Below are 22,034 nucleotides of genomic sequence, written 5' to 3'. Positions count from 1 at the left end.
TGATATTTACCTCTTATGCCAAACGTGGGTTAACTTTTTCTGGGTTAATGTTGTATTTTTTAATCGCTTCTTCAACGACTTTAACATCAACCTCACCACGTTTAGCTAATTCACCTAACGCTGCTACGATGACATAGCTGGTATCCACTTCGAAGTGGTGACGCAGGTTTTCACGACTGTCAGAACGACCAAAACCATCAGTACCCAGTACGCGGTAATCACTTGCAGGTACATAAGTACGAACTTGTTCAGCAAACAGTTTCATGTAGTCAGTTGATGCAACTGCTGGTGCGTCATTCATTACTTGTGCAATGTATGGAACGCGTGGTGTTGCAGATGGGTGCAGCATGTTCCAACGCTCACAATCTTGACCATCACGTGCCAATTCAGTGAATGAGGTTACACTGTAAACATCAGAACCAATGCCATACTCTGCAGACAGAATATCTGCCGCTTCACGAACGTGGCGCATCATTGAACCTGAACCTAACAACTGCACTTTACCTTTGCTACCTTCAACAGAAGCCAGTTTGTAGATACCTTTACGGATACCTTCCTCTGCACCTTCTGGCATTGCAGGCATGTGGTAGTTTTCGTTCAGAGTCGTGATGTAGTAGTACACGTTCTCTTGTTTCTCACCGTACATGCGCTCTAAACCGTTTTGCATAATCACTGCAACTTCATAAGCGAATGCAGGGTCATAAGAAATACAGTTAGGAATAGTCAGTGATTGAATATGGCTGTGACCATCTTCGTGTTGTAAGCCTTCACCATTCAGCGTTGTACGACCTGAAGTACCACCAATCAGGAAGCCACGTGCTTGTTGGTCACCCGCTGCCCACATTAAGTCACCAATACGTTGGAAACCAAACATTGAGTAGTAGATATAGAATGGGATCATCGGCAAGTTGTTAGTACTGTAAGATGTTGCAGCCGCTAACCAAGAAGAACCTGCGCCCAACTCATTGATACCTTCTTGCAGGATTTGACCTTTCGAGTCTTCTTTATAGTAGGCAACCTGTTCTCTGTCTTGCGGTGTATATTGCTGACCTTTCGGGCTATAAATACCGATTTGACGGAACAGACCTTCCATACCAAATGTACGCGCTTCGTCAGCGATAATTGGCACTAAACGCTCTTTAATAGAGTTGTTTTTCAACATCACGTTCAATGCACGAACGAAAGCAATTGTGGTCGAAATTTCTTTTGATTGTTCTTCTAATAATTGGCTGAAATCTGCCAGTGCAGGGATTTCCAGTTTCTCATCAAAAGTTGAACGACGAGCAGGCAAATAACCACCCAGCGCTTGGCGACGCTCGTGCAGGTATTTGTACTCTTCGGAATCTTTTTCGAAAGTAATGTATGGCAGTTTTTCGATTTGCTCATCAGCCACTGGCACATTGAATTGATCACGGAAGTGGCGAACACCGTCCATGTTCATTTTCTTCACTTGGTGCGCAATGTTTTTACCTTCAGCTGTTTCGCCCATACCATAACCTTTAATGGTTTGCGCTAAAATAACAGTTGGTTTGCCTTTGGTTTCTTTTGCTTTCGCAAATGCAGCATAGACTTTCTTCGGATCGTGACCACCACGGTTCAATGCCCAAATTTCATCATCAGTCATATCTTTAACTAATGCTGCAGTTTCTGGGTAACGATTGAAGAAGTGTTCACGAACGTACGCGCCGTCGCGTGATTTAAAGGTCTGGTAGTCACCATCTAAAGTTTCGTTCATTAACTGAACAAGTTTGCCGCTCGTATCTTTACGCAGCAGCTCGTCCCAACGGTCACCCCACATAACTTTGATAACTTGCCAGCCAGCACCGTTAAAGATACCTTCTAATTCGTTAACAATTTTTCCGTTACCTGTTACTGGGCCATCTAGACGTTGCAGGTTACAGTTGATAACGAAAACTAAGTTATCTAGTTTATCGCGTGTTGCGATAGTAATCGCACCTTTAGATTCTGGCTCATCCATCTCACCATCACCTAAGAATGCATATACGCGCTGCGCAGATGTATCTTTCAGGCCACGGTTATCAAGGTATTTCAGGAACTTAGCTTGATAGATAGCATTGATTGGGCCCAGCCCCATTGATACTGTCGGGAATTGCCAGAAGTCAGGCATCAATTTAGGGTGCGGATATGAAGATAGGCCATTACCACCAATTTCTTGACGGAAGTTGTTCATTTGCTCTTCAGTTAAACGCCCTTCTAAGAAAGCACGTGCATAGATACCTGGAGAGATGTGACCTTGGAAGAATACTAAGTCTCCGCCATCATTATTGTTATGAGCACGGAAGAAGTGGTTGAAGCAGACTTCATACAAGGTTGCTGATGACTGGAAAGAAGCCATGTGGCCGCCCAGTTCTAAGTCTTTTTTAGACGCACGCAGAACAGTCATTACTGCGTTCCAGCGAATTGCAGAGCGAATACGGCGCTCTAAGTCCATGTTACCAGGGTATGCAGGCTCATCTTCAACAGCAATTGTGTTGATGTAATCAGAACGACCAGATGCACCAGCAGCAATACTTACGCCGCCTTTACGCGCTTCGCTTAATACCTGTTCGATAATAAACTGAGCACGATCAACACCTTCTTCACGGATGACCGATTCAATCGCCTGTAGCCAGTCGCGAGTTTCAATCGGATCCACGTCATTTTTTAACATATCTGACATGGTGTATTCCTTATCTGTTATCTATTTTATATGGTTATGTGGAGCCTATCTTCCCGCTATTTTCCCAATATTGCTAAAACAGCGGGAAGATAGGCCCTGATGTAGTTGCCGCTTTAACTCTCTTTTAGAGCATTCACAATAATATAGACGCAGCAGTCAGGATCTATATTACTAAGTTAAATCAGGGTGTTGCTGTAACCGCCGTAAAGAACGTTCTCTACGAGTTTGCTCTCGGCTAATATCCAATAGCAAATCTTCAATAAAAGACAGGTGACGGTGAGATGCTTCGCGCGCTTTTTCAGGTTCTCTTGCCATTATTGCAGCAAAAATTTGTGCTCTATGGGAGCTAACCGCGTTATACATCTCTTTACGGGTATACAAAAATTCAAAGTTTTGACGGATATTCTGTTCTAACATTGGGATCATGCAGCGCAATAAATGCAATAGAACCACGTTGTGAGCCGCTTCTGTCACAATGAGTTGGTATTGGAGTACCGCATCTGACTCGGCATCTAACTCGCCGCTTTTTTGCGCGGTTTCGATAAGTTCATAACTTTGACGAATACGGTCAAGATCTTCTTCAGTACCACGGAGTGCAGCATAATAGGCCGCAATACCTTCAAGGGCATGACGAGTTTCAAGAAGATCAAATTGAGATTCGGGATTACCTTCGAGTAACTGAGCTAAAGGATCACTAAAGCTTTGCCACATTTTCTTTTGTACGAAGGTGCCGCCGCCTTGACGACGAGATAGAAGCCCTTTCGCTTCTAATGTTTGAATTGCTTCACGCACTGATGGCCTAGATACGTCAAACTGTTTTGCGAGTTCACGTTCAGGGGGCAGCTTTTCGCCAGGGCGCAATGTCCCTTCGAAAATAAGATGTTCAAGCCGTTGCTCTATTACATCTGATAACTTTGGTTGGCGAATTTTACCGTAAGTCATAATCTGCCATATTCATAAGTGAGTAATTATTGATTACGTATTACCCAGTGTTAATTGGTAATACCAATTTGTTTATGGGCTAATAAAGTAACAAAGTATTCACTATCTGTCCATAAAGACCTTGCGCTAAATCATAAAATCCTGCAAATATTAACAATTTATTTTAAAATTTAGCATGTTTTGATAACTAAACAACCAATGTCGTGAGAGTATTTTTAACATAAAAAACATCATTTACCGATTAAAAATACAAACTGAATCGTAAAAGCAATCACTTTAATGAATAAAAATTCATTAAAAGCAAATTAAAAATCAAATAAAACCTTAGCTGCTCTATTATACTTAAACGTCTCACTTTTTTTGTTTCAAAAATGTTAAAATCACAACTGAATTTACACTTATCTTAAATTCTAACCGCATCTTCAACTCAAATTGGCCCGCTTTCTATAGAATAATATTGATGCTTTTAAAAATAATATGCCAATACTTCCACTTTATGAATACTGATATAAATCACTTAATGAGAAATAAAAGAACTGTATGATGAAATTGAGCAATACAGTTCTTATATCAAACTTTGATAGCGTAATGATGCTCTAGGAATGGTTCTCAACAAAACGCATTGATAAGTCCATCGCTTGAATATGTTTAGTCAAAGCACCCACTGAAATAAAATCAATGCCAGTTTCTGCAAATTCTTTTATTGTTTTTAGTGTCACATTACCTGAGACTTCAAGCGCAGCCTTCCCTGCAGTTAGCACTACAGCCTCTTTCATCATTGTCGGTGTAAAGTTATCTAACATAATGATGTCTGCGCCTGCTTTTAGCGCTAGAAGTAACTCATCTAGGCTTTCCACTTCAATTTCAATAGGTACTTCAGGGTGTGCTTGTCTGGCAAGTTCAACCGCCATATCCACCGAACCTGCTGAAATAATATGATTTTCTTTAATTAAATAGGCATCTGACAATCCCAAACGATGGTTAAATCCCCCTCCCATAAGAACAGCATACTTCAATGCAGTTCTTAGGCCAGGAATCGTTTTGCGAGTATCAAGTAGCTTGGCACGAGTTCCTGCAATCTCTTTTACATATATCGCAGTTACTGTCGAAACCGAAGAGAGTGTTTGGATAAAATTCAGCGCAGTCCGCTCCCCTGTTAATAAAACTTGAGATGGTCCCTGCATTTCACATAACACTTGATTTGATGTGACGGTATCACCGTCTTTCACTTTCCAATCAATTTTAACTAGCCCGCCTAATTGAAGAAAGACTTCTTCTAACCATTGTTTACCGCAAAAGATACCGTTTTCCCGTGTAATAATACGGGCGGTTGCAATCGCGCTTTCACTAAGTAGCTGCCCTGTGATATCTCTTTTATAGTCAACAACCTGTCCAAGGTCTTCTTTTAATGCAACTGTCACCATAAAAGGGATATCAACTGCTAATCGCTCTAATAGAATGCCGCGTCTTTGCTGTTCATCATAACGCCGTATAGCCATTTCTTTCTCCAAAATATGCTCTCGTCTTATTGTATCTATGCTAATCTTTCCATCCAAAGATAACGAGCCCTGACAAAAAGAAGATAGAATACTATGGATAACGAGATGAAAATACATGATGGTTGGTTAAATAATGTGACTCATATCCCCTCACCGCATCATGATCAACGCCCTGATGGTGTTACTCCCTCTTTGCTTGTTATCCATAATATTAGCCTTCCTCCAGGTCAATTTGGTGGGCCTTATATTAATCAATTATTCACGGGGGTTTTGAATCCTCAAGAACATCCTTTTTTTGAGGAAATAAAACACCTTCGCGTTTCTGCTCATTGCTTAATTCGCCGTGATGGCTCAATTATTCAATATGTTCCTTTTCATTTACGTGCTTGGCATGCAGGGCAATCAAGCTACCAAGGAAAAGAAAAATGCAATGATTTTTCAATTGGTATTGAGCTAGAAGGCACTGATTTTGAGCCGTTTACTGAATCACAGTACCAATCTCTCGCGACTTTAACCCAACAACTTATTACTCAATATCCATTGATTGCCCATAATATTACGGGTCATAGTGATATCGCCCCTTTACGTAAAACCGATCCTGGCCCATTTTTTGATTGGCAATATTATAGAAGCTTACTTTAAAATTAGTTTAATCATATATAGCAATGAAAATTAATTATTTTTTAATTGCTATATATTTATTATTCTTAATACATCCATTTTCCTTTAATTAAAGAAATTAAAAAAGGCCAATATTAAAATTAAATTATATTTTGCGAAGCCGATCGATAAAAAATGTAATAAACCATCAATTCATTTATTTATCTACAAAGCGTTTCGCAACATCATTTACAATGAATAAAATATAGAGAAAAATAGCTTTATGATAAAACCTCACTTAACAACAGAGGTTTTATCATGCGCCAACAAGGATTTTCACTTATCGAAATAATGGTTGTTATTGCAATAATATCTATACTTGGTGTTATTGCTATTCCTGGTTATCAAAGCTATATGCAAAAGGCTGCAATGACCGATGTCCTGCAAACCATTTTACCTTACAAAAATAGTATTGAAATATGCCACTTCAATTTCGGTAGTCTATCTCAATGTAATAGTGGCAACGATAATATTCCAAATAATATTTCAGGGAAACACATCAAAACCATTGATGTAAAATCAGGTATTGTGAAACTGAGTGGAGATAAAACATTATCAGATCTTAATATTACACTAACACCTGTTGTCACAGGTAATAACTCGCCATTTAAATGGAATGTTGCTTGCGAAATAAAAGACAATACAAATTTAAAATCTTTATGTGAAAAAACGTTTAGTTTTTAATTAGGGGTAATTATGAATATAACGAAAGATAACCAGTTTATATTTAAAGAACTAAAAAAACTATGTGATAAGCACTATATTATTATCGTGGATTATAACCATAAAAGATTATCTATAGCCACGGTTAAAAAACCTGATGATAATCTTATGGCAACTCTAAAGTTTATTGCTAGCGTTCCTGTTTGCTATGATATTTGGCCTAAAGAAAAGGTTGATCATTACTTCAATAGTGTAATACATCAAATCAAAGAGGAGGATATCCCTTACCAACCTAAAGAAGCAGAGACATTAAATATTACATCCCCTGCGGTTGATTTTGTTGAGAATTTACTTAAAACCGCAGTTCATAAACGCTCATCAGATATTCATCTTGAGCCATCCAAACAGGGGTTAAAGATTAGGATTCGTGTTGATGGGAAACTTTACTTTCTTCCTTCTGCACCCTACGAAATTAACAATGAAATCATTGCTCGGCTAAAAATACTTTCCAAAATGAATATTGCGGAAAAAAGACGTCCACAGGATGGACAAATGAATTGGTATTTTGATGGGCAAAATTACAGCATACGCCTTTCTAGTATTCCCACCTTATATGGTGAGAAACTCGTATTAAGAATTCTTAATACTCAATTAAAATATTCATTAGAGCACATAGGGATGTGCTCTTCCCTTCTTGACTCATTAAAAAGATACTTAAATCAGCCTCAGGGTCTAATCTTAGTGACAGGCCCTACAGGCAGTGGCAAAACAGTGACTTTATATAGTGCCCTGGAATTTTTAAATCAATCTTCTCGGAATATTTCAACAATAGAAGACCCAATTGAAATTCCTTTGCAAGGAATTAATCAAATACAGGTTCATGAAAAATCCGAACTTAGCTTTGCTTTTATTCTTAGAGCACTATTACGCCAAGATCCCGATATTATTATGATTGGTGAAATAAGGGATGAAGAAACCGCCCAAATTGCTACTCGTGCAGCGCAAACTGGCCATTTAGTTTTATCTACATTGCATACTAATTGTACTGTAAGCGCTATAGAACGTATGATCCAGCTTGGCGTAGAAAAAAAACAATTAATGTCTTGCTTAAAAATGGTGATAGCTCAAAGATTAGTACGTAAATTATGTCCTAAATGTAAAATACCTACACCATCAAAAACTCAGCTAAATAGAGTGTTAACGATTAATGAATGGAAGTCTAAGGGATGTGAGCACTGTTTTTCTGGCTTTATGGGAAGAACAGCTGTTTATGAGTACATTGACCAGCAAATAATTCAAGATTTACAGGAGCAACAAGGTCGTAATATTGTAAATTTTGAACGTCTTTTTCAAGCAGGTATCAAGCTCATTGAATCAGGGGAAACAACGTTACAAGAAATTTACGCCATTGTTGGCAACGAGGGGGCTTGAAATGTTCATTTATTCATATATTGCACTCAATGCTCACAACCAAATAATTGAAGATACCTTGTTAGCTAAAAGTAAAAAAAAAGCTTTTCTTATTATTACTGAAAATAACCTTATTCCATTGAAAATCAAAATTAAAGCGATTTTTAATTTAAATCACGCCTGTATTAACTATCGAATACATTTCTTTCATCAACTAGGTGCCTTAACATCATCTGGGATAACACTAATACAAAGCTTAAAAATACTTTCAGAAAATTGCCACCTTCCTTTTTGGCGTCACTTTATTAAAAATTTGATTCTACATATCGAAAAAGGGGAGCTTTTTTCCGATTTTTTAAAGAATCATCCACAAATTTTTAGCAGTACAATTATTAGCCTTATCATTGTTGCAGAAAAGACAGGTAAATATGATGAAAATTTTAATACGATTAGCTTTATGTTAGAGCATAATGAAAAAATCTCTGCATTGTTCAAAAAAGCAATACGTTATCCGCTCACTCTCTGTCTATTTTCAGGTATGTTACTATGTATTATGTTTTTGTATGTCATTCCTCAATTTAAAGAAATTTACGATAGCTTTCAACAGGAGCTACCTCTATTAACACAAGCTATGCTTTACGTATCCGACTTTATAAAAGAACAATTCACATATTTTTTATCAGTTATTTTCGTTCTTCTAATATTTACACTAAAAATAAATAAGCATCAGCACTTACAACATTTTTTTTCACAACTGCCAGTATTCAAAAGTTTAATCTCCTATCATTATCTAAGCTTGTATTTTCTAACAGTATCATCCACATATAAAATCGGCCTTCCGCTAATTGATTGTTTAAAATGTACAATACAAACAATCAATAATAAGCAATACAAAAAAGATTGTGAAAATATTCTCTCTGCTGTTCTTAAAGGTGGGACACTTTCAAATGCAATGAAAGAGACTGTTTTATTCCCAAGTTTAGCAGTTCAATTAATCGCCGTTGCTGAAGAATCAGGTAAACTCTATTATTTTACAAGATACCTATTTAAGTTCTACTCCGAACAATACATGCTCCATATAGAGAGAAAAGTGAAAAACTTGGAACCTGTCCTTCTTGTATTTATTTCACTCTTAATTGGCATCATTATGCTAGCTATGTATCTTCCAATATTTAATCTAGGGAATGTTGTCACTGGATGATAGTTTTTAATAATATCTATCTCATATTATTAAGATACTCTAACCATATAGAATCATGTTATATAAGTATTTTTAACTATATTCATTCAAGTTAATTTGAGTGAAGACAAACGGATAATTTCAGTGTAATCTATTTTTATTTTCTATAAGTGATCGAAAAATTTATGCCTTATATCGTTGCTTTAACAGGGGGAATTGGGAGTGGTAAGACGACCATTGCAAACAACTTTGCTAAATTTGGTGTCCCCATCGTCGATGCTGATGTAATAGCTCGCCAAGTTGTAGAGCCGAATACCCCTGCTTTTGACGCTATCAGGTCACACTTTGGTAAAGAGATTATTTCTTTAGATGGCACGCTAAATCGAGGCCTTTTAAGAGACATTATTTTCTCAAACACTAATGAAAAAAAATGGCTAAATACACTTCTTCACCCCTTAATTCAGCAAGAGACGCAAAAACAGCTCTACCAAGACAATTATCCTTATGTTTTATGGGTTGTTCCTTTATTAATCGAAAACAACATTTCTCATTTAGCAGATAGGGTATTAGTCGTTGATGTTACCCCTGAAGAACAAATTCAACGTACAATAAAAAGAGACAATATAAGTCTCGAGCAGGTCAAAAATATATTAAATGCACAAGTTAGCCGTGAAAAACGATTATCTTATGCTGATGACGTTATTACAAACCATACTAAAGACACCAGCATTCAAGACAAGGTAGCAAATCTTCACAATAAATATTTAACACTAGCAAAAATAAAACCATAGGAATTAAAATGGGCGAACTAGCAACTACAAATTTAATCACTTATGAATATCCAATGAATGAAAAGATCCGTTCTTGGTTGCGCCTTGAAACTCTTTTATCTCAAATTTATGAGCTCAGCAATATCACCTCCTACTCTTCTGGTATCGCATTTTTTCGTTCAGTCTCAGAACTTATTGAAATTCTAGATAGAGGCGAAGTCCGTTCAGATCTTATTAAAGAGCTTGAAAAACAACGCACTCGCTTATCAAATTGGGCTAGCGACCCTAATGCGGACAATCAACTAATTAGTTCATTACTCACTGATTTATCAGATAAAATATCTCACTTAATGTCTGCACCTCGCTTTGGTCACCATTTACGAACAGATAAAATTATTAGCATGGTTCGCCAAAGACTAAGCATTCCCGGTGGCTGCTGTAGTTTTGATTTACCTACATTACAATTATGGTTAAATATTCCAAAAAATGAACGAGATAAAGCCATCAGTGGCTGGCTTCAAAGTCTCGATCCTTTAAATGATGCTTTAAAAACAGTTCTGTCATTAATTCGCCAATCAGGAACGTTTGAAACTAAAGAGTCATTTAATGGCTTTTATCAAGATAGTGTCGAAGGTAAAGAGCTACTGCGCATAAAATTGCCCGCAGAAAACTTTATTTACCCACAAATTTCAGGTCACAAAACACGCTTTGCTTTACGTTTCCTGCATATCGATAGCGAGAATGGTATACTCCCTGATATGATCCGTTTTGAATTATCTTGCTGTTAAAGTAGAGAAATGTTTTATGAGTGAAATTATTGAAGTTAACTGCCCAACCTGTCAAAAAGTTGTGATTTGGAATGAAAGCAGCCCTTTTAGGCCTTTTTGCAGCAAGCGTTGCCAGCTCATTGATCTTGGTGAATGGGCCAGTGAAGAGAAACGCATTGCAAGCCAGAGCGATATCTCTGAAAGTGATGATTGGAGTGAGCAACCAGATAACTAGCTTTATATTTTTATAAAGTGGAAAATGTAACTTCTGTTTAAACTTGTATATTTTCCACTTTATTTTCAATGTATTAAAAAATTATTACTGTATAAGCATCTCTACAATAACACGGTTTGCAGGTGGGAACTCATTCTCAACCAATGCTTTTTGTTCTACCCAGCGTGAATCCTGCCCTTCTTTTCCATAAGGTTCATTATCCCACGCAGAGACAATAAAGAAATAAAGCGTAATAATTCTATCTTCAAACTCATGATCTACACGGTGAAATTGTTCATACTGAGTGGCAATAATCCCGACTTCTTCCTCAAGCTCACGAATCAAGGCAGCTTCAGGTAATTCACCTTGTTCTAGCTTTCCGCCAGGAAACTCCCAAAAGCCAGCCATATGTGTGCCTTCTGGTCGTTTAGTAATAAAAATTTTTTGCTGGGAATTACGAATAATTCCAGCCGAGATATGCAGATGTTTTTTTTTCATAATCTTTTCGTCAAAAAGGCGGGTTACCCCGCCTTTTTTATATTAATGAGTTAATAGTAACTTAATTCAAACGGCCATGGCATTGCTTGTATTTTTTACCTGAGCCACAAGGACAAGGGTCGTTACGACCAATTTTGTGACCTTGAGTTGCTATGTTAGCTTCGGTTTCAGTCATTAAAGATTCAGCGCCCGCTTCATGACTTAATTGTTGTCTTTTCGCTAAACGCTCAGCTTCTTCACGACGCTGTTGCTCTAATGCTTCAACCTCTTCAGGTAAACGAACTTGTACCTTAGATAATGTGCTGATAACTTCATATTTCAAGGCTTCAAGCATATTAGCAAACATACTAAAGGATTCGCGTTTATATTCTTGTTTAGGGTCTTTTTGTGCATAACCACGTAAGTGAATGCCTTGGCGCAAGTAATCCATTGAAGCCAAGTGCTCTTTCCATAAGGTATCTAGTGTTTGTAACATGACACCTTTTTCAAAGTTACGCATCGCTTCTGCACCAACAATTTCCTCTTTACGCTCATAGATTTCAACCGCTTTTTGCATGATACGTTCACGTAAAGTTTCTTCATGCAATTCAGGTTCTTTATCCAGCCATTCTTTCATTGGCAGATCAAGATCAAAGTCATTAACTAAACGCTGATGCAAACCATCAATATCCCACATTTCCTCTAATGATTGAGGTGGAATATAGGCATCCATCGTGGTGGTAAAAACATCTTCGCGAATGCTGTCAACCGTTTCTTTAATATCACCACCGTCGAGCAATTCATTACGCTGAGTATAAATAGCACGACGTTGATCACTCGCAACATCATCATATTCAAGTAATTGTTTACGAATATCAAAGTTACGGCTTTCAACTTTACGCTGTGCGTTAGCAATCGCTTTAGTTACCCATGGGTGCTCAATCGCTTCTCCTGGTTTCATACCCAGTTTTTTCATCATGCCAGTCACACGATCAGAAGCGAAGATACGCATCAGAGCATCTTCCATCGATAAGTAAAAACGTGAAGAACCCGCATCCCCTTGACGACCTGCACGACCACGTAACTGGTTGTCGATACGACGTGATTCATGGCGCTCTGTACCAATGATATGTAAACCACCCGCAGCTAAAACCGCATCATGGCGCACTTTCCAATTCGCTTTGATTTCATCAATTTGCTCTTGCGTTGGCTCTTCTAACGCAGCAACTTCCGTTTGCCAGCTCCCACCTAACATGATATCCGTACCACGGCCTGCCATGTTCGTTGCAATAGTAACTGCACCAGCTTGTCCCGCGTTTGCGATGATATCCGCTTCCATTGCGTGGAATTTTGCATTCAGGACGTTATGGGCAATTTTGGCTTTTTTCAGTGCATTAGAAATTAATTCAGATTTTTCGATGGAAATTGTACCAACAAGAACAGGTTGCCCATTGGCGGTTCTTTCACGAATATCTTCAATAATGGCTGCAAATTTATCGGTTTCGTTCATATAAACGAGGTCAGGTAAATCTTTACGCACCATTGGACGGTTAGTTGGGATAACAATAGTGTCTAATTTATAAATTGAGCTAAATTCAAATGCTTCAGTATCCGCTGTACCCGTCATACCCGCCAGTTTTTCGTATAGACGGAAATAGTTCTGGAATGTAATCGACGCTAAGGTTTGGTTTTCATTTTGAATTTCAACACCTTCTTTTGCTTCAACCGCTTGGTGTAAGCCATCTGACCAGCGACGACCTTCCATTGTACGACCTGTATGTTCGTCAACAATAACGATTTGGCCATCTTTAACGATATAGTCAACATCTAAGGTGAACAATGCATGAGCACGTAAGCCTGCCATTACGTGGTGCATAAGCATAATGTTTGTTGGTGAATATAATGATTCGCCTTCATCCATTAAGCCTTCTTTTGCCAAAAGTTCTTCAATTAACACCAGACCGCGTTCGGTGATAGTGACTTGGCGTGATTTCTCATCAACAGAGAAATGCCCTTCCCCTTGGAAAGTATCTGAATCTTCTTTTTCTTGGCGTTGCAGATGTGGAATTAACTTATCCACTTTTTGGTAAAGTTCTGAGCTATCTTCTGCAGGACCTGAAATGATCAGCGGTGTACGCGCTTCATCGATAAGGATTGAGTCGACCTCATCCACTAATGCATAGTGCAATTTACGTTGTACACGCTCTTCTGGGCTAAATGCCATGTTGTCACGTAAGTAGTCGAAACCAAATTCATTATTAGTACCATAAGTAATATCTGCAGCGTAGGCTTCGCGCTTCGCAGGCGGTGCCATACCTGGTAAGTTGATACCAACCGTTAAACCTAAGAATTCAAATAAAGGGCGGTTATTTTCCGCATCACGTTTTGCTAAGTAGTCGTTTACCGTCACAACATGGACGCCTTTGCCACTTAACGCATTAATATAAGCAGGTAATGTCGCAGTTAATGTTTTACCTTCACCTGTACGCATTTCTGCAATACAACGCTCGTTCAGTACCATCCCACCAATTAACTGCACATCAAAGTGACGCATACCAAAAACACGACGGCTGGCTTCACGCACGGTCGCAAATGCTTCTGGAATAATGCTTTCTAAGCTCTCGCCTTTAGTTAAGCGTTCACGAAATTCAACTGTTTTGGCTTTTAACTCATCGTCTGATAGCTTTTCAAAATCAGGCTCTAAGCGATTAATTTTTTCCACTTCTTTGCGCAGTCTGCGCAGAGTACGATCGTTACGGCTACCGAATACTTTGGTCAAAATTTTAGTTAACATACTTTTAATCTCATTAAATCAATAAGTTATTTTATTATTTCATAGATTTTAAGGCGCAGATTTTCTCAACATTGAGTTGATAAATCTATTAAGAGATCAAGCAGTTAATGGACCAGCACGAATGCCATGTACTTGTGCAACCCAAATAGCAGGCTGGTAGGTAACAAAATGAGGGTAAATATAATGACTGACTAGTACCGTGCTTTCGTGCGTTTGAAGCGAACGCTCTGCCAACATGGCATAAAGCGTATCCAGCATCAATTGTGGTACAATAAGCTGTTCGGATTCTTCTTTTGTCGTCGCTACGTCATCATCTTCATTTGCAGAAAAAGCAAACGTGAGTTGGCGAATAACATTGCGCACCGCATGTTGCTGCCAATAATTAACCGAGTATGATGATGAAGAAGAAGAACGCTGAGAATTTTGCTGCGCAAATAAGTTATCAAATGCATTAACCGCTTGGTTTTGGCGGTTCGCAGGTGATGAGTTAACTTGCGTAAGCTGAGATTCGGAAAGAGCATTTAAAATTGTAGGCAAGCCGACACCCGTGGCAACCACACCTAATAATAGGTGGGACCAAAAGTATTTTCTACCAAGTTGTCGCCAAAAATTTAAAATGCCCATTAAACTCTTTTATAATGAATAAATGACAATATTATTATCTGTACATTAGTTTTCATCATTGTTAGCCGGAGCCAAAAATGAGAGATAGTCATCCACAAGCACTTTTCGATGTTCTTGAGGGATCATTGGCAAATTCATCAAATACTTTACAAACTATTCAGCGAAATGCAAAAGCCATTATCAAGCTGAACCGCGCTGTAAAGGGCTTATTGCCGGCTGAAATTAAGCCAATGTGCCGTGTTGCAAACTACCGTAATAATATTATGGTCATTGAAGTGGCAAATGCCAGTTGGATGACCCGTCTTAATTATGAAAAATTAAACTTACTTTCCGCATTAAGAACTTCTATTCTACCATCATTATCGTCTATCGACATCAGAATCAATCCTGATTTAATGCGAAAAACCAAACAAAATAGCTCAGTAAATAACCGAACAGCTGCATCAACACAAAAAATGAACGAAAGGCAGATAAGTACACAAACAGCACAAGTATTATTAAAATTAGCGGAAAATAGCCCGAAAGGATTAAAAGAAAGGTTTGAGCGGCTGGCTGCACTAGCCGGAGAGAGTACTAGTGCAACCAACAGAAAGCGCTAACCCAGATTTGGGCTAGCCGCATAATAGTTATGCGTATACAGCTGAAGGCGCTTTGAATGCCACAGGCAATTCAGCTTCATCTTCAAAGGTGACCAGATCCCAAGCTGACTCTTTAGCAAGAACCGCTTGCAGAAGTTTGTTATTCAGTGCATGGCCAGATTTGAACGCAGTGAATGCGCCAATAATGTTGTGCCCACACATAAATAAGTCACCAATTGCATCCAACATTTTGTGACGAACGAATTCATCTTCAAAACGTAAGCCATCTTCATTGAGGACTTTATAGTCATCAACAACGATAGCGCAGTCGAAACTACCGCCTAAACATAAGCCTTGGGATTGCAGATATTCGATATCACGCATAAAACCAAACGTACGTGCACGGCTGATTTGGTTCACAAATGATTCCGCAGAGAAATCAAGTGAATAGCGCTGAGTGCTGCTATCAATCGCCGGGTGTTGGAAATCGATAGTGAAATCCAGGCTGAAACCATTGTAAGGTCGCATTTCTGCCCACTTATCGCCATCTTCAACACGAACAGTTTCTTTAATACGTAAAAATTTCTTCGCACAATTTAACTCTTCAATACCGCCATCAAGCAGTAAGAAAACAAACGGTGCAGCACTGCCATCCATGATCGGGATTTCAGGCGCATTGACTTCAATAACAATGTTATCGATACCTAACCCTGCTAATGCAGCATTCAAATGCTCAACGGTCGAAATACGTACGTTATCTTCATTGACTAAGCAAGTACATAACATCGTATCGCGAACGGATTTCGCATCTGCCGGAAAATCAACCGGTGGATTAAGGTCAGTACGACGGTAGATGACCCCGGTGTTTGCCGGCGCTGGACGTAAAGTCAGCGTAACTTTTTTGCCGGTATGTAAACCAACACCAGTCGCTGTAATAATACGTTTTAATGTCCGTTGTTTGATCATCGTCTATTTCTCGCAATGTTATAAGTCCTACTGATCATCATACAAAATAATCAGTAGGAAATTTTAGCACAAAAAGCGGAGAATCCAATATAAATAAAATTAATCGGCTTGCTTACGCAAGAACGCAGGAATATCGAGATAATCTGGTTCTTTGTTTGTTTGCGTATTTTGGTCATTGACCGCTTTAGCCGCTGCTGGTTTCTCTTCGGTTAATGAAGACATGCTATTTTGCATTTGCTGATAGCGTTGTTCCATTGACGCCTGCTGTGACATTTTGTTGCTAACTAAGGTAATTTCAGGGCGTTTGTCCATACCAATACCTGTTGCAACAACTGTAACGCGCAGCTCTTCATGCATTTCTGGGTCGAGAGAAGTACCGATTACCACAGTCGCATTATCAGATGCGAATGCACGAATAGTGTTACCTACCGTTTCAAACTCATCCAAACGCAGGTCGAAACCAGCGGTGATGTTGACTAACACACCACGAGCGCCTGACAGGTCGATGTCTTCCAGTAATGGGCTAGAAATTGCCATTTCAGCAGCTTCTTCGGCTCTATCTTCACCGCGTGCCACACCAGACCCCATCATCGCGTAGCCCATTTCTGACATAACGGTACGCACGTCAGCAAAGTCCACGTTCATTAAACCTGGGCGAGTAATCAGCTCTGCAATACCTTGTACTGCGCCTTTAAGTACGTCGTTTGCCGCACCAAAAGCATCCAGTAATGAGATACCACGACCAAGAACTTTTAATAATTTGTCATTTGGGATGGTGATCAAGGAGTCAACGTGTTTTGATAACTCAGTGATACCCGCTTCTGCAAATGCCATACGCTTTTTGCCTTCAAAATTGAAAGGCTTAGTCACGACCGCAACTGTCAGAATACCCAATTCTTTCGCCACTTCGGCAACGACTGGCGCTGCACCTGTGCCTGTACCACCGCCCATACCTGCTGCGATGAAAACCATGTCAGCACCATCTAATGCATTACGTAGCGCTTCGCGATCTTCTTCCGCAGCATTGCGGCCGACTTCAGGGTTTGCACCTGCACCCAAACCTTTTGTAATACCCGTACCGATCTGGATAGTTTGTCCGACTGCGGTTTTACGCAGTGCTTGTGCGTCCGTGTTGACGGCGAAGAATTCGACGCCTTCAATACGTTCACGCACCATGTGTTCAACGGCATTACCGCCGCCGCCACCAACACCGATGACTTTAATCACCGCATCGTTAGTGAGCTCCATTGGTTCAAACATAATGTCTCTCCGTTTTGTGCTTACTACTTTTGAAGCTAATAATAGGCTTCTTTATTAAAATTAGAATTCTTTTTTCAACCAACTGGTGATTTTACTGAACCAACCTGTGACTGAGGCACGCTTTTCTGTCTCGGTATCATCGCCAAGATGGCTTTCTTTACCGTAATGCAGAAGCCCTACCGCGGTAGAATAATATGGCTCCTGCGCGTAATCTGTTAACCCCGTAATATTTAACGGCGTACCAATCCTTACTTGGGTGTGGAATACTTTCTGGGCACATTCAACTAAACCGTCAATCTGTGCAGCGCCGCCCGTTAAGACAATACCAGCCGCTAAATGGTGTTTGACACCTTGTTGACGTAACTGTTCCTGTAAATTTAAAATTTCTTCATTTACTAAGTTTAACAGCTCAGTATACCGCGGCTCGATGACTTCTGCTAAGGTTTGACGTTGTAAACTTCTCGGTGGTCGACCACCAACGCTCGGCACTTCAACCGTTTCATCTTTACTCACAATCGAACCGACAGCACAACCGTGGCGAACTTTAATCGCTTCTGCATCACTTGGTGGCGTACCGAAGGCATACGCGATATCGCTGGTAACCACATTCCCTGCGTAAGGAATCACTTTCGTGTGGCGTAACGCACCGCCAGTATAAACGGCCATATCCATAGTACCACCACCGATATCCACCACGCACACACCTAATTCACGTTCATCTTCAGTTAATACGCTATAACTTGCTGCGAGACCAGCAAAAATCAGCTGGTCAACTTTTAGTCCACAACGTTCAACCGCTTTAACAATGTTTTTCGCCATATCATTATGGCAAGTAATTAAATGAACTTTTGCTTGCATGCGCACACCCGACAAACCTACTGGGTTTTTAATCCCTTCTTGGTAGTCGATCGCAAATTCTTGCGGGATTACGTGCAGAATTCGATGCTCATCACGCACACGCACTGATTTCGCCGTATGCACCACACTATCAACGTCTTCTTGTGTCACTTCTTCTTCAGAAACTGGCACCATACCAATTTCATTTTGGCAGCTAACGTGTTTACCTGAAAGCGCCAAATAGACAGAGGAAATTTGGCAATCTGCCATCAGTTCTGCTTGGTCGATAGCCCGTTGAACACATTTTACAACAGACTCTAAGTCGTTTACGCCGCCTTTATCCATTCCACGAGATGGGCAGCTTCCCACCCCGATAATATTAACCATACCATCGGGCAGAATTTCGCCAACAAGGGCTGATACCTTGGAAGTTCCAATTTCAAGGCCTACCACTAATTTTCTGTCCGTTGCTTTAATCATTTCTTCTGCCTAATTTGAGTTATTAGCAATATTTTTTATTGTAACCCCGGTGGTGCATCGACCAAAACTGGCGCCCAGCCCACCGCAGCACCACTGGTATAACGTAAGTCAACGTAGTCGACGCGTTTGTCCGTTGTTTGCTGCAAGAGCGGATAAAGTTCAAGGAACCGATTTAACCGCTCTGAAACATCTTTTTTACCCAGTTCGATTCGGGTGTCGTTATCCAAAATGATCTGCCATGCATGACGGGCTGTCATTGATAACGATTTAAGCTTTAACTTATTTGTCGCAAGCGTATTTTTAAAGTTAGCGAGCTCTTTTAGTACCTCTTTTTGGCTACCTTGTGGGCCATAAAGCAATACATAATCCCCTTTACCATTTTCGCTTGCTGGTAAGTTAAACACCCTACCTTCTACATCCACCATATTTTGATCGTTCCATCTGGCGAATGGTTGATACTCAACAATATGAATTTTTAATTCATCTGGCCATTGTTTACGCACAGTAACTTGGCGTATCCATGGCATCATACTTATTTGGTTTTGGATAGCGTTGACATCGACAGTCATAAACGTACCCGGTTGCCCTAACGATAAAATCGCCTTTCTTACATCATCGTTCTTGGTGTAATGCCGCTCACCTGTTAAGACGAGCTTTGACATCGGTAGCCTGTCAGCATCTTTCATCCACGTCATCACCATCCAACCACTCCAAACGATGGTACCGACAACGATGAGAAAGAAAAATAACCCGCCTAAAAATGCCCCATTACTTGGGCCTGAACGTGGGTCATCATCATTGTGATGATTATGATGCCTGACGTTTAACGCTGCTTGTGACATATCAACGAGCCAATTCTAAAATTCGCACAACTAACTGCGAAAAATCTAAACCTGCCTGACGCGCGGCCATTGGTACTAAGCTGTGGCTTGTCATACCTGGCGAAGTGTTCACTTCCAACAAGTAAAACTGGCCATCGCTATCTTGCATCACATCAACACGCCCCCAACCATCACAACCGACCGTTAAATAGGCGTTCATCGCTAACTCAGCAAGCTCAGACTCACGTTGTGTATCTAAACCACTTGGGCAGAAATATTGGGTCTCATCAGACAAATATTTTGCTTCGTAGTCATAAAATATTCCTGGCGGCTGGATACGAATCGACGGTAGAGTTTTATCACCTAATACCGCGATGGTGTATTCAGGACCACTGAGCCATTTTTCAATTAATACGGTTTCGTCGAAACGAAACGCTAATTCAAGTGCCGCAGGTAATGCATCTAAGCTGTCCACCTTACTCATACCAACACTCGAACCTTCTAAGCTTGGTTTTACAATTAATGGCAAATCCAGAGCCTTAACTTTTGCAGTGATTTGTTCACTGCTCATCTGCAAATGTTGCTGTTTAGTTAAGTATATATAAGGAGATACACTTAGTCCCGCACCTTGCCATAATTGTTTTGTTCTGAGTTTATCCATACTCAGTGCCGATGCCATTACGCCACTTCCAGTATAAGGCAAACCAAGGTATTCAAGCATCCCTTGGATCGTACCATCTTCACCACCTCGACCATGTAATGCGATGAAAACTTTATCAAAACCTGCTTCTTTTAGTGTAATAACAGGGAAAGTTTTGGTATCAATAGGATGCGCATCAACTCCGCCTTGGCGAAGCCCTGCCAATACGGCATTTCCTGACTGAAGTGACACTTCACGTTCAGCTGATGTCCCACCAAATAGCACCGCAATTTTCTCTGCCATGTTTATTCCTCGACCATTGGCGGCTGTAATTTCGTTTCCGCGAGCGTTTTGGCTATTTTACCAATATTTCCTGCGCCTTGAACTAAAATTAAATCATTTTCATCAAGAGTTTGAGCTAAAAGGTGAGAAATTTGTTCCGGTTCTGAAACATAAATAGGATCAATCTGACCACGACCTCGAATTGTGCGGCACAATGAGCGGCTATCAGCCCCTGCAACATGCTTTTCACCCGCTGAATAGACATCCAACATCAGCAATACATCCACTTGCCCTAATACATTGACAAAATCGTCGTATAAATCACGGGTACGTGTATAACGATGAGGTTGAAAAATCATCACAATGCGTTTATCTGGCCAACCTGCTCGTGCTGCTTTAATGGTGGCATCCACTTCTGTTGGGTGGTGACCATAGTCATCTACTAACATGACCTCACCTTCTTTGCCGTTGACATTGCGTAATGCAAAATTACCCAAGAAGTCAAAACGGCGCCCTGTACCTTGGAATTCCACCAATGCAGACAAAATGTGTAAGTCATCAATGCCTTCTTCCGTCGCAACCGCAACCGCAGCTGTGGCGTTTAATGCATTATGGCGACCTGGTGCGTTCAACACGACCGTCAATTCCGGCATATTTTCACGTGCAATAGTGAAAAATCCTTGATTGCCTTTTTGTTCGTATTTGGTGATGCGCACATCGGCGTCCTCACTAAAACCATAAGTGGTGATGTAGCGGCCAATTTTTGGTAGCAATGAACGAATAACAGGATCATCAATACACATCACTGCTCGGCCATAAAATGGCAAGTTATGCAGAAAATTAATGAAGGTGTCCGTTAAATTATCAAAGTTACCTTGGTAAGTATCCATGTGGTCAGCTTCGATATTGGTCACTACTGCGACTAATGGCTGCAAATGCAAGAACGATGCATCACTTTCGTCCGCTTCTGCAATCAGATAACGGCTACTCCCTAAGCGTGCATGTGTTCCCGCTGATTTCACTAACCCGCCGTTAACAAACGTAGGGTCTAAACCTGCTTGTGCATAAATGCCTGAAATCATCGCCGTCGTAGTCGTTTTACCATGTGTTCCCGCAACAGCGATACCGTGACGGTAACGCATTAATTCAGCTAACATTTCTGCACGACGAATAACTGGAATACGGAGTTCTTTCGCCGCTTGAATTTCAGGGTTTTCACTTGAAATCGCCGTTGAAACGACAACCACACTGGCATTCTCAACATTTTCTGGACGGTGATTAAAATAAATCGTTGCACCTAATTCAGTTAATTGTTGAGTCACAGCATTGGGTGCCAAGTCTGAACCACTAATTTCATAGCCTTCATTTGCCAACACTTCAGCGATACCACCCATGCCTGCACCGCCGATGCCGACAAAATGGATGTGCCTGACTCTTCTCATTTCTGGCACTGATGTTCTTAATTTCGCTAATTGTTGTGTATTCACTCT

20 protein-coding genes are annotated in these 22,034 nt (G+C 40.2%); 8 read left to right on the top strand and 12 right to left on the bottom strand.

All coding sequences use genetic code 11. The features are described 5' to 3' along the window. Positions 1 to 13 precede the first annotated feature (13 nt). From aceE to nadC, 3 genes are all read right to left on the bottom strand, one after another. On the bottom strand, positions 14 to 2,680 hold the full coding sequence (gene aceE, locus ACE2AL_RS06605; protein ID WP_206082679.1) for a pyruvate dehydrogenase (acetyl-transferring), homodimeric type: 2,667 nt from the start codon (positions 2,678 to 2,680) through the stop codon (positions 14 to 16). 171 nt (positions 2,681 to 2,851) lie between these two features. Continuing rightward, positions 2,852 to 3,622: a pyruvate dehydrogenase complex transcriptional repressor PdhR gene (gene pdhR, locus ACE2AL_RS06600; RefSeq protein WP_206082680.1), complete on the bottom strand. Its 771-nt coding sequence runs from the start codon at positions 3,620 to 3,622 to the stop codon at positions 2,852 to 2,854. 596 nt (positions 3,623 to 4,218) lie between these two features. Further along, a complete protein-coding gene (gene nadC / locus ACE2AL_RS06595; protein WP_206082681.1) occupies positions 4,219 to 5,121 on the bottom strand; it encodes a carboxylating nicotinate-nucleotide diphosphorylase in 903 nt (300 codons plus the stop codon). 105 nt (positions 5,122 to 5,226) lie between these two features. Here nadC and ampD point away from each other — a divergent pair, with 105 nt between their 5' ends. The 7 genes from ampD to yacG all read left to right on the top strand — a co-directional run bounded on the left by ampD (position 5,227) and on the right by yacG (position 10,806). Further along, entirely contained in the window at positions 5,227 to 5,763 is a 537-nt protein-coding gene (ampD, locus tag ACE2AL_RS06590; RefSeq protein WP_272539117.1) for a 1,6-anhydro-N-acetylmuramyl-L-alanine amidase AmpD, read from the top strand. A gap of 276 nt (positions 5,764 to 6,039) precedes the next feature. Beyond that, the gene (ppdD, locus tag ACE2AL_RS06585; RefSeq protein ID WP_206082683.1) at positions 6,040 to 6,465 is read left to right on the top strand and encodes a prepilin peptidase-dependent pilin; all 426 of its coding nucleotides are present in this window, start codon (positions 6,040 to 6,042) and stop codon (positions 6,463 to 6,465) included. Between the two features lie 12 nt (positions 6,466 to 6,477). Further along, the gene (locus tag ACE2AL_RS06580) at positions 6,478 to 7,875 is read left to right on the top strand and encodes an ATPase, T2SS/T4P/T4SS family (protein WP_349415708.1); all 1,398 of its coding nucleotides are present in this window, start codon (positions 6,478 to 6,480) and stop codon (positions 7,873 to 7,875) included. A gap of 1 nt (position 7,876) precedes the next feature. Next, on the top strand, positions 7,877 to 9,055 hold the full coding sequence (locus ACE2AL_RS06575; protein ID WP_206082685.1) for a type II secretion system F family protein: 1,179 nt from the start codon (positions 7,877 to 7,879) through the stop codon (positions 9,053 to 9,055). A gap of 164 nt (positions 9,056 to 9,219) precedes the next feature. Beyond that, complete coding sequence (coaE, locus tag ACE2AL_RS06570) at positions 9,220 to 9,825, top strand: dephospho-CoA kinase (protein ID WP_206082686.1); 606 nt, start codon at positions 9,220 to 9,222, stop codon at positions 9,823 to 9,825. A gap of 8 nt (positions 9,826 to 9,833) precedes the next feature. Further along, complete coding sequence (zapD, locus tag ACE2AL_RS06565; RefSeq protein ID WP_206082687.1) at positions 9,834 to 10,592, top strand: cell division protein ZapD; 759 nt, start codon at positions 9,834 to 9,836, stop codon at positions 10,590 to 10,592. 16 nt (positions 10,593 to 10,608) lie between these two features. Next, positions 10,609 to 10,806 carry a DNA gyrase inhibitor YacG gene (gene yacG / locus ACE2AL_RS06560; RefSeq protein ID WP_206082688.1) on the top strand — a complete coding sequence of 66 codons (198 nt, stop codon included), beginning with the start codon at positions 10,609 to 10,611 and terminating at the stop codon, positions 10,804 to 10,806. A gap of 84 nt (positions 10,807 to 10,890) precedes the next feature. On the opposite strand, the gene mutT is transcribed toward yacG, so the two are convergent. From mutT to secM, 3 genes are all read right to left on the bottom strand, one after another. After that, a complete protein-coding gene (mutT, locus tag ACE2AL_RS06555) occupies positions 10,891 to 11,283 on the bottom strand; it encodes an 8-oxo-dGTP diphosphatase MutT (RefSeq protein ID WP_272539115.1) in 393 nt (130 codons plus the stop codon). Between the two features lie 61 nt (positions 11,284 to 11,344). Next, on the bottom strand, positions 11,345 to 14,056 hold the full coding sequence (gene secA, locus ACE2AL_RS06550; protein WP_206082690.1) for a preprotein translocase subunit SecA: 2,712 nt from the start codon (positions 14,054 to 14,056) through the stop codon (positions 11,345 to 11,347). A 96-nt stretch (positions 14,057 to 14,152) separates the two neighbouring features. Beyond that, entirely contained in the window at positions 14,153 to 14,680 is a 528-nt protein-coding gene (secM, locus tag ACE2AL_RS06545; RefSeq protein WP_272539113.1) for a secA translation cis-regulator SecM, read from the bottom strand. 77 nt (positions 14,681 to 14,757) lie between these two features. Between secM and ACE2AL_RS06540 the strand changes: the two genes are divergently transcribed. Next, on the top strand, positions 14,758 to 15,279 hold the full coding sequence (locus ACE2AL_RS06540; RefSeq protein ID WP_272539112.1) for a DUF721 domain-containing protein: 522 nt from the start codon (positions 14,758 to 14,760) through the stop codon (positions 15,277 to 15,279). A gap of 27 nt (positions 15,280 to 15,306) precedes the next feature. Here ACE2AL_RS06540 and lpxC read toward each other — a convergent pair whose 3' ends face one another. From lpxC to murC, 6 genes are all read right to left on the bottom strand, one after another. Continuing rightward, entirely contained in the window at positions 15,307 to 16,224 is a 918-nt protein-coding gene (gene lpxC / locus ACE2AL_RS06535; protein ID WP_206082693.1) for a UDP-3-O-acyl-N-acetylglucosamine deacetylase, read from the bottom strand. A 99-nt stretch (positions 16,225 to 16,323) separates the two neighbouring features. Further along, a complete protein-coding gene (gene ftsZ / locus ACE2AL_RS06530) occupies positions 16,324 to 17,484 on the bottom strand; it encodes a cell division protein FtsZ (protein WP_206082694.1) in 1,161 nt (386 codons plus the stop codon). Positions 17,485 to 17,544: 60 nt separating this feature from the next. Then, the gene (gene ftsA / locus ACE2AL_RS06525) at positions 17,545 to 18,801 is read right to left on the bottom strand and encodes a cell division protein FtsA (protein ID WP_206082695.1); all 1,257 of its coding nucleotides are present in this window, start codon (positions 18,799 to 18,801) and stop codon (positions 17,545 to 17,547) included. A 35-nt stretch (positions 18,802 to 18,836) separates the two neighbouring features. Further along, a complete protein-coding gene (gene ftsQ / locus ACE2AL_RS06520; protein ID WP_047756121.1) occupies positions 18,837 to 19,643 on the bottom strand; it encodes a cell division protein FtsQ in 807 nt (268 codons plus the stop codon). Between the two features lies 1 nt (position 19,644). Further along, positions 19,645 to 20,565: a D-alanine--D-alanine ligase gene (locus ACE2AL_RS06515; protein ID WP_206082697.1), complete on the bottom strand. Its 921-nt coding sequence runs from the start codon at positions 20,563 to 20,565 to the stop codon at positions 19,645 to 19,647. 2 nt (positions 20,566 to 20,567) lie between these two features. Further along, a complete protein-coding gene (gene murC, locus ACE2AL_RS06510) occupies positions 20,568 to 22,031 on the bottom strand; it encodes a UDP-N-acetylmuramate--L-alanine ligase (protein ID WP_225819189.1) in 1,464 nt (487 codons plus the stop codon). Positions 22,032 to 22,034: the final 3 nt, after the last annotated feature.

The organism is Providencia xihuensis, assembly GCF_041953405.1.
GTDB classification, from domain to species: domain Bacteria; phylum Pseudomonadota; class Gammaproteobacteria; order Enterobacterales; family Enterobacteriaceae; genus Providencia; species Providencia vermicola.
The sequence above is the reverse complement of the archived record's forward strand: the minus strand, read 5'-3'. Positions and strand labels throughout refer to the sequence as shown.

Bases quoted from the DNA above. Each gene is read 5' to 3' on its own strand.
- aceE (WP_206082679.1), bottom strand. From the start codon at position 2,680: ATGTCAGATATGTTAAAAAATGACGTGGATCCGATTGAAACTCGCGAC.
- pdhR (WP_206082680.1), bottom strand. From the start codon at position 3,622: ATGACTTACGGTAAAATTCGCCAACCAAAGTTATCAGATGTAATAGAG.
- nadC (WP_206082681.1), bottom strand. From the start codon at position 5,121: ATGGCTATACGGCGTTATGATGAACAGCAAAGACGCGGCATTCTATTA.
- ampD (WP_272539117.1), top strand. From the start codon at position 5,227: ATGAAAATACATGATGGTTGGTTAAATAATGTGACTCATATCCCCTCA.
- ppdD (WP_206082683.1), top strand. From the start codon at position 6,040: ATGCGCCAACAAGGATTTTCACTTATCGAAATAATGGTTGTTATTGCA.
- ACE2AL_RS06580 (WP_349415708.1), top strand. From the start codon at position 6,478: ATGAATATAACGAAAGATAACCAGTTTATATTTAAAGAACTAAAAAAA.
- ACE2AL_RS06575 (WP_206082685.1), top strand. From the start codon at position 7,877: ATGTTCATTTATTCATATATTGCACTCAATGCTCACAACCAAATAATT.
- coaE (WP_206082686.1), top strand. From the start codon at position 9,220: ATGCCTTATATCGTTGCTTTAACAGGGGGAATTGGGAGTGGTAAGACG.
- zapD (WP_206082687.1), top strand. From the start codon at position 9,834: ATGGGCGAACTAGCAACTACAAATTTAATCACTTATGAATATCCAATG.
- yacG (WP_206082688.1), top strand. From the start codon at position 10,609: ATGAGTGAAATTATTGAAGTTAACTGCCCAACCTGTCAAAAAGTTGTG.
- mutT (WP_272539115.1), bottom strand. From the start codon at position 11,283: ATGAAAAAAAAACATCTGCATATCTCGGCTGGAATTATTCGTAATTCC.
- secA (WP_206082690.1), bottom strand. From the start codon at position 14,056: ATGTTAACTAAAATTTTGACCAAAGTATTCGGTAGCCGTAACGATCGT.
- secM (WP_272539113.1), bottom strand. From the start codon at position 14,680: ATGGGCATTTTAAATTTTTGGCGACAACTTGGTAGAAAATACTTTTGG.
- ACE2AL_RS06540 (WP_272539112.1), top strand. From the start codon at position 14,758: ATGAGAGATAGTCATCCACAAGCACTTTTCGATGTTCTTGAGGGATCA.
- lpxC (WP_206082693.1), bottom strand. From the start codon at position 16,224: ATGATCAAACAACGGACATTAAAACGTATTATTACAGCGACTGGTGTT.
- ftsZ (WP_206082694.1), bottom strand. From the start codon at position 17,484: ATGTTTGAACCAATGGAGCTCACTAACGATGCGGTGATTAAAGTCATC.
- ftsA (WP_206082695.1), bottom strand. From the start codon at position 18,801: ATGATTAAAGCAACGGACAGAAAATTAGTGGTAGGCCTTGAAATTGGA.
- ftsQ (WP_047756121.1), bottom strand. From the start codon at position 19,643: ATGTCACAAGCAGCGTTAAACGTCAGGCATCATAATCATCACAATGAT.
- ACE2AL_RS06515 (WP_206082697.1), bottom strand. From the start codon at position 20,565: ATGGCAGAGAAAATTGCGGTGCTATTTGGTGGGACATCAGCTGAACGT.